At 72.0% G+C, this 8,144-nt stretch carries 4 protein-coding genes and 1 pseudogene; 3 read left to right on the forward strand and 2 right to left on the reverse strand.

Going from position 1 to position 8,144, the window contains the following annotated elements; translation table 11 throughout:
• Positions 1 to 120 precede the first annotated feature (120 nt).
• Positions 121 to 930, reverse strand: a complete 810-nt coding sequence (locus ACWC9R_RS36575; RefSeq protein WP_450738148.1) for an Rv3235 family protein — start codon at positions 928 to 930, stop codon at positions 121 to 123.
• Between the two features lie 297 nt (positions 931 to 1,227).
• Here ACWC9R_RS36575 and ACWC9R_RS36580 point away from each other — a divergent pair, with 297 nt between their 5' ends.
• The 3 genes from ACWC9R_RS36580 to ACWC9R_RS36590 all read left to right on the forward strand — a co-directional run bounded on the left by ACWC9R_RS36580 (position 1,228) and on the right by ACWC9R_RS36590 (position 7,933).
• Entirely contained in the window at positions 1,228 to 1,734 is a 507-nt protein-coding gene (locus ACWC9R_RS36580) for a DUF6912 family protein (protein WP_450738150.1), read from the forward strand.
• A gap of 75 nt (positions 1,735 to 1,809) precedes the next feature.
• Positions 1,810 to 2,508 carry an HAD family hydrolase gene (locus ACWC9R_RS36585; RefSeq protein WP_450738152.1) on the forward strand — a complete coding sequence of 233 codons (699 nt, stop codon included), beginning with the start codon at positions 1,810 to 1,812 and terminating at the stop codon, positions 2,506 to 2,508.
• Positions 2,509 to 2,971: 463 nt separating this feature from the next.
• Positions 2,972 to 7,933 (forward strand): NAD-glutamate dehydrogenase, encoded by a 4,962-nt coding sequence (locus ACWC9R_RS36590; protein ID WP_450738153.1) that lies wholly within the window; start codon positions 2,972 to 2,974, stop codon positions 7,931 to 7,933.
• An 89-nt stretch (positions 7,934 to 8,022) separates the two neighbouring features.
• Here ACWC9R_RS36590 and ACWC9R_RS36595 read toward each other — a convergent pair.
• Positions 8,023 to 8,144 (reverse strand): annotated as a pseudogene (locus tag ACWC9R_RS36595) (ABC transporter ATP-binding protein); the annotation flags it as partial.

The following is an 8,144-nucleotide window of genomic DNA, read 5'->3' on the forward strand; positions in this document are numbered from 1 at the left end:
GGCTGTTCCTATCTCCCCCCGCGGCCCCGCCGGGGGGTGCGGGGCCCGGGGTTTTGCCCCCCACATCTCCGGGGCGCCCCGGCCGTGCTCCGGCCGGGGCGCCCTTCTGTGTGCCGGTCATCAGGCCGGGCACCGGACGGCCGGGGCGGGGCCGATGTCGAGGGCGGCGCAGCGCCAGCGGGAGTCGGCGCCCAGCTCCAGCCGGAAGGCCAGGGCCCGCAGCCGTTCCCCCGCCGTGATCCGGGCGAAGGCCTCGATGACACCGCGGCGGGGGCGGCACAGCCCGCAGTCGCGCACGATGGGGGCCGGGCCGCTGCGGCCCGGCCCCGGGACCGGCCGCAGCGGTGCCTGCGGCGCGAGCTCCGCCAGCCGGTCGTAGGCGGCGGGCAGCGCATGTCCCAGCAGGGCGTGCACGGGGCGCTGTCCGCTGAGCGCGAGTACCAGCTGCTGGGCGAACCAGTGATGCGGGCGGCTCTCCTGGGCCCGTCGTCGCGCGCCGGCGGTGGGCAGCGCGGTGCCGGCCGCGGTGACGGGGGTGGCGGGGGCGCCGGTGCGGGCCCGGCGGCTCTCGGCGGCGGCCGTCGCGGCGGGGCGGGCCGGGCGCGGCGCGGTCCGGGCGGGACCGCGTCCGGCGGAACCGGGGCCGCGGCCGCCGGAGCCGCTCCGGCCGGATGATCCGGGGCCGCTGCCGGCCGGGCCGAGGGGACGGCGGTCGGCGGGGGACCGCCGCGGTCGGGGAACGCCAGGGAGCGTGCCCGGGGCGGTGGCGGGGCGGGTGCGCGGGCCGCCGCCGGCCGTGGCGTCCTCCGGTGCGGTGGACGGGGCGGGCCGTGCGGTGCGTCCCCGGTCGGCGGTGGCGGTGGGTGTGAGGGGCGCCGTGGTGATGGGCGCCGTGGTGGTGGGTGCCGTGCTGTGGTCGGTGCCGGTCATGCCGGTGATCGCCCCCGTGGTGCCGGGCCCGTGAATTACTGGGCGGTAGCTTTTTGTGGTGGGGATCTTCTATCGACGGGACCGCGACGGCAGCAAGGCGCGAACGGGCCCGAAGCGGGGGTGCGCAGAGTTCACCCGTCCGTGGCGCGGGCCCGGGATGAGGCCGTGGGAGCGGGGCGGGGGAGCGGTCCCGGGCGGACGCCACGGGGGACAAGGGGGCACCACGATGGGGGACGCACGCCCGTATGCTGGCGGGACCATCCTCGGAGTCGAGCGAATCGAGCGGAAGCGGCTGCCATGCGCGTCTATGTCCCCCTGACCCTTTCCGGTCTCGCAGAGGCGCACAAGAACGGCGAGCTGGGCCCCGGCCCCCTCGACGCCTACGCCGTCACACCCGCGCTGCGCGAGTGGTACGTCTCGGACGACATCGAGGAGCTGGAGTACGCGGCGCTCGGCCGCGCCGCCCAGTCCTCGCTGCGGATGCTCGCCGGCCACCCGGAGACCGCGCGGCGCCGCGTGGTGGTGGCCGTGGACGTGCCCGACGGTGCCGCGGTGGCTGACCCCGACCGGGGGCTCGACCCGTCGGCGCTGGGCGAGGTGCGGGTCGCCGGTCCGGTGCCGCTGTCCAAGGCGGCCGCGGTGCATGTGGACGCCGCGGACGCGGAGGCGGACGTCGCGGCGGCTGCGGCGGCGCTCGGCGCGGCGGACCAGGGCGACGACGACGCGCAGTTCACGGTGGACGGTGCGGAGGATCACGACCTGATGTGGTTCGGGGTGCAGGAGATCCCGGAGCTGATCGGCTGAACGCCCACGCCCGCCGATTGCGCGGCGTGGCCGGTGGCCGACGGCGTTGTCAGTGGGTGCGGGTACGTTTTCTTCATGGGGAAGCGCACGGGCACCGAGCCGGGGGACCGCATGGGAAAGCACGCGACGCACATCGTCTGGGACTGGAACGGCACCCTGTTCCACGACATCGACGCCGTCATCGGCGCGACGAACTCCGCCTTCGCGGAGATCGGGATGGCGCCGATCACCCTGGAGGCGTACCGGGAGCTGTACTGCGTCCCCGTGCCGCGGTTCTACGAGCGGCTGATGGGGCGGCTGCCGACCGAGTCCGAGTGGCTGGTGATGGACGAGGCGTTCCACCGCCACTACAGCACCCACCGTCTGGGCTGTGAACTCGCCGAGGGCGTGCACGCACTGCTGGAGGACTGGCAGTCGGCCGGGCGCAGCCAGTCGATCCTCAGCATGTACGGGCACGACGAGCTGATACCGATCGTCCGCGACTTCGGGATCGAGTCGCGGTTCGTGCGGGTGGACGGCAGGACCGGGCCGTCCGGCGGCACCAAGAGCGCGCACATGGTGCGGCACCTGGCGGCGATGGACGGCGTGGACCCGGGGCGTACGGTCGTGATCGGTGACGCCGTCGACGACGCGCTGGCGGCGCGCGACGCGGGCGCGTACGCGGTGCTCTACACGGGCGGCTCGCACAGCCGCCAGAGCCTGGAGACCGCCGGGGTGCCCGTGGTGGACACGCTCGCCGAGGCGGTCGGGCTCGCCGGAGAGATCGCCCTCTAGGCGCTCGTGCCCCGGGGCGCTGCCTGCCTCCTGGGCGCCGCTCCGCCACCTGCCGCCGCCCTGCCGGTCCGCCGGGCGTCCGGGCGCTGTGACGGCACGCACACCCCGTAGCGGCGCCGCGTTGTCCAGAAGGTCTAAGTTCGGGCCGAGGATTTGTTCCCCCAAGGCCCATGACGGCACCCACGTGGGGAGCGATAGCCTTGCACCGTGATCAGCGCGATAACCCGCGGGGGCATCGAGGCCCCTGCCGTGCGCCCGGGACACCACCGTGACCGGGCGGCCGCTGATCCTTGCGGCCACCACCCCATGTCGACTTTGTCAAAGATTGTCGATAACGGCACGGCCTTCTCTTCACGCGGCATAGCGTCGACAGCGACAGGACACCCCACGTCGCGGCGTTGTGCGGCTTCCATCACGTTCTTCCACGACGTCACGCAACGGCGCGCGACAGGAGCCAGAGGACATGCAGACCAAGCTGGACGAAGCCAAGACCGAGCTGCTCGCGAGGGCCGCCCGGGTCGTTGAAAGCAGCCCGGCCGGGGGCAAGCACCCGGTACGCGGCCTCGACCCGGACGCCCTGTCGGGATACCTCCAGCGCTACTACCTGCACACCGCCCCCGAGGACCTCACCGACCGTGACCCGGTCGATGTCGTCGGCGCCGCGCTCTCGCACTACCGCCTCGCGGAGATGCGCCCCCAGGGCACCGCGAACGTCCGGGTGCACACCCCGACCGTCGAGGAGAATGGCTGGACCTGCAGCCACTCCGTCGTCGAGGTCGTCACCGACGACATGCCGTTCCTGGTCGACTCGGTCACCAACGAGCTCTCCCGGCAGGGGCGCGGCATCCATGTCGTGATCCACCCGCAGGTGATCGTCCGCCGTGATGTCACCGGCAAGCTCATCGAGGTCTTCGACTCCAACTGCGACGCCCACGGCCGGACCGGCAAGGGCAAGGGCACCGAGCTGCCGCACGACGCGGTGACCGAGTCCTGGATTCACGTCGAGATGGACCGCGAGACCGACCGCGAGGACCTCCAGCAGATCACCGCCGACCTGCGCCGGGTGCTGTCCGACGTCCGCGAGGCCGTCGAGGACTGGGAGAAGATGCGCGCCGCCGCCGGCCGCATCGCCGACGAGCTGCCCTCCGAGCCGGTCGCCGACGACCTCGGCGACCAGGAGATCGAGGAGGCCCAGGAGCTGCTGCGGTGGCTGTCCGCCGACCACTTCACCTTCCTCGGCTACCGCGAGTACGAGCTGACCACCGCGCCCGGTGACGGCGGCGCCGACGAGGACGTGCTGACCGCCGTGCCCGGCACCGGCCTGGGCATACTGCGCGCCGACCCGACGCACCGCGAGACCGCCGACGGCCACCCCGTCTCGCCGTCCTTCAACCGGCTGCCCGCAGACGCCCGCGCCAAGGCCCGTGAGCACAAGCTGCTCATCCTGACCAAGGCCAACAGCCGCGCCACCGTCCACCGCCCCTCCTACCTCGACTACGTCGGCGTCAAGAAGTTCGACGCCAAGGGCAACGTCGTCGGGGAGCGGCGCTTCCTGGGCCTGTTCTCCTCGGCCGCGTACACCGAGTCCGTGCGCCGGGTCCCGGTCATCCGCCGCAAGGTCGCCGAGGTCCTGGAGGGCGCGGGCTTCACCCCCGACAGCCACGACGGCCGCGACCTGCTGCAGATCCTGGAGACCTACCCGCGCGACGAGCTGTTCCAGACGCCGGTCGACGAGCTGCGGTCCATCGCCACCAGCGTCCTCTACCTGCAGGAGCGCCGCCGGCTGCGGCTCTACCTCCGCCAGGACGAGTACGGCCGCTACTACTCCGCGCTGGTCTACCTCCCGCGGGACCGCTACACCACCGGGGTGCGGCTGCGCCTGATCGACATCCTCAAGGAGGAACTCGGCGGCACCAGCGTCGACTTCACCGCCTGGAACACCGAGTCGATCCTCTCCCGGCTGCACTTCGTCATCCGGGTCGAGCCCGGAGCCAGCCTGCCGGAGCTCACCGACGCCGACGCGGACCGCCTCGAAAGCCGCCTGGTGGAAGCCGCCCGCTCCTGGGCCGACGGCTTCTCCGAGGCGCTGAACGCCGAGGTCGGCGAGGAGCGCGCCGCCGAGCTGCTGCGCCGCTACGGCCACGCCTTCCCCGAGGGCTACAAGGCCGACAACAGCCCGCGCAGCGCCGTCGCCGACGTCCAGCACCTGGAGAAGCTCACCGGCGAACCGGGCCGCGACTTCTCGGTCAGCCTCTACGAGCCGGTCGACGCCGGCCCCGGAGAGCGCCGCTTCAAGATCTACCGCCGGGGCGAGCCGGTCTCGCTGTCCCGGGTGCTGCCCGGCCTGAACCGCCTGGGCGTCGAGGTCGTCGACGAGCGCCCGCACGAGCTGCGCTGCGCCGACGCCACCATCGCCTGGGTCTACGACTTCGGGCTGCGGATGCCCGAGCACATCAAGGGCGACGACGCCCGCGAGCGCTTCCAGGACGCGTTCACCGCGGTGTGGACCGGCGCCGCCGAGAGCGACGGCTTCAACACGCTGGTGCTGCGGGCCGGCCTCAACTGGCGCCAGGCGATGGTGCTGCGGGCCTACGCCAAGTACCTGCGGCAGGCCGGCTCGACCTTCAGCCAGACGTACATGGAGGACACCCTCTCCAACAACGTCCACACCACCCGGCTGCTGGTCTCCCTCTTCGAGGCGCGGATGTCGCCCGACCGGCAGCGGGCCGGCACGGAGCTGACCGACGGACTGCTGGAGGAGCTGGACGGCGCGCTCGACCAGGTCGCCTCCCTGGACGAGGACCGCATCCTGCGGTCCTTCCTCACCGTCATCAAGGCGACGCTGCGCACCAACCACTACCAGAAGAACAGCCAGGGCAGCCCGCACAGCTACCTGTCCATGAAGCTGGACCCGCAGGCCATCCCCGACCTGCCGGCGCCCCGCCCGGCGTACGAGATCTGGGTGTACTCCCCGAAGGTCGAGGGCGTCCACCTGCGGTTCGGCAAGGTCGCCCGCGGTGGTCTGCGCTGGTCGGACCGCCGGGAGGACTTCCGTACGGAGATCCTCGGCCTGGTCAAGGCGCAGATGGTCAAGAACACCGTCATCGTGCCGGTCGGCGCCAAGGGCGGCTTCGTCGGCAAGCAGCTGCCGGACCCGTCGCAGGACCGCGACGCCTGGCTGGCCGAGGGCATCGCCTGCTACCGCACCTTCATCTCCGGACTGCTGGACATCACCGACAACCTGGTCGGCGGCGAGGTCGAGCACCCCAAGGACGTGGTGCGCCACGACGAGGACGACACCTACCTCGTCGTCGCCGCCGACAAGGGCACCGCGACCTTCTCCGACATCGCCAACGAGGTCGCCGAGTCCTACGGCTTCTGGCTGGGCGACGCCTTCGCCTCCGGAGGCAGCGCCGGCTACGACCACAAGGGCATGGGCATCACCGCCCGCGGCGCCTGGGAGTCGGTCAAGCGGCACTTCCGCGAGCTGGGCGTGGACACCCAGTCCGAGGACTTCACCGTCGTCGGCGTCGGCGACATGTCCGGTGACGTCTTCGGCAACGGCATGCTGCTCAGCGAGCACATCCGGCTGGTCGCCGCCTTCGACCACCGGCACATCTTCCTCGACCCGAACCCGGACGCGGCGACCTCGTACGCCGAGCGCCGCCGGCTCTTCGAGCTGCCCCGTTCGTCCTGGGCGGACTACAACACCGAGCTGCTCTCGCAGGGCGGCGGCATCCACCCGCGCTCGGCCAAGTCCATCCAGATCAACGCGCAGGTCCGGGCCGCCCTCGGCATCGAGCCCGGGATCAAGAAGATGACGCCCGCCGACCTGATGCAGGCCATCCTCAAGGCCCCGGTCGACCTGCTGTGGAACGGCGGCATCGGCACCTACGTGAAGTCCTCGGCGGAGTCCAACGCCGATGTGGGCGACAAGTCCAACGACGCCATCCGGGTCAACGGCGAGGACCTGCGGGTCAAGGCCGTCGGCGAGGGCGGCAACCTGGGCCTGACCCAGCTGGGCCGGATCGAGTTCGCCATGGCCGGCGGGAAGATCAACAACGACGCGATCGACAACAGCGCCGGTGTGGACACCTCCGACCACGAGGTGAACATCAAGATCCTGCTCAACGCCGTCGTCGCGGACGGCGACATGACGGTCAAGCAGCGCAACAAGCTGCTGGCCGAGATGACCGACGAGGTCGGCGCGCTGGTACTGCGCAACAACTACGCGCAGAACACCGCGCTGGCCCTGGCCCTCGCCCAGTCCTCCAGCATGCTCCACGCCCAGCAGCGCTTCATGCGCCGCCTGGTGCGCGACGGCGACCTCGACCGGGCGCTGGAGTTCCTGCCCACCGACCGGCAGATCCGTGAGCGGCTCAACGCCGGGCGCGGCCTGACCCAGCCCGAGACCGCGGTCCTCCTGGCGTACACCAAGATCACGGTCTCCGAGTCGCTGATCCAGACCACGCTGCCGGACGACGCCTATCTGCAGCGGCTGCTGCACGCCTACTTCCCCTCGGCGCTGCACGACCGGTTCCCCGAGCAGGTCGACGGACACGCGCTGCGCCGCGAGATCGTCACGACGGTGCTGGTCAACGACACCGTCAACACCGGCGGTACGAGCTTCCTGCACCGCATGCGGGAGGAGACCGGCGCCTCCCTGGAAGAGGTCGTGCGGGCGCACACCGCGGCCCGCGCCATCTTCCGGCTCAACCAGGTCTGGGACGACGTCGAGGCGCTCGACAATGTCGTCGCGGCCGACGTCCAGACCCGCATCCGGCTGCACTCGCGCCGGCTCGTCGAGCGCGGCACCCGCTGGCTGCTCAACAACCGCCCGCAGCCGCTGGAGCTGTCGGAGACCATCGGCTTCTTCGCCGACCGGGTCGCCCAGGTGTGGTCGGAGCTGCCGAAGCTGCTCCAGGGCGGCGACCTGGAATGGTTCCAGGCGATCCTGGAGGAGCTGACCGACGCGGGCGTGCCCGAGCAGCTCGCCGTCCAGGTGTCCGGCTTCTCCTCGGTCTTCCCGGCGCTGGACATCGTCGCCGTCGCTGACCGGCTGGACAAGGAGCCGCTGGACGTCGCCGAGGTCTACTACGACCTGGGCGACCGGCTGCGGATCAACCAGCTCCTCGACCGCATCCTGGAGCTGCCGCGCAACGACCGCTGGCAGTCGATGGCCCGCGCCTCGATCCGTGAGGACCTCTTCGCGGCCCATGCGGCGCTGACCTCGGACGTGCTGTCGGTGGGCAACGGCTCCTCCACGCCCGAGCAGCGGTTCAAGGCCTGGGAACAGGCCAACGCCGCCATCCTCAGCCGCGCCCGCGCGACGCTGGAGGAGATCCACGGGTCGGAAGGCTTCGACCTGGCGAACCTGTCCGTGGCCATGCGGACCATGCGTACGCTGCTGCGCACGCACAACTGACGGAGCCGGGCCGCGCGGCCCGGGTTCCGGTAACGGCCGAGGGGCGCACCCGTCGCGGGTGCGCCCCTCGGGCCGTGTGCGGGGAGGCGTCAGCGGTGCTTCTCGTACGCCTTGACGACCTCGTCCGTCGGACCGTCCATCAGCAGCTCGCCGTGCTCCAGCCACAGCACGCGGTCGCAGGTGTCGCGGATGGACTTGTTGTTGTGGCTGA

The sequence above is a fragment of the Streptomyces sp. NPDC001219 genome (assembly GCF_053597915.1).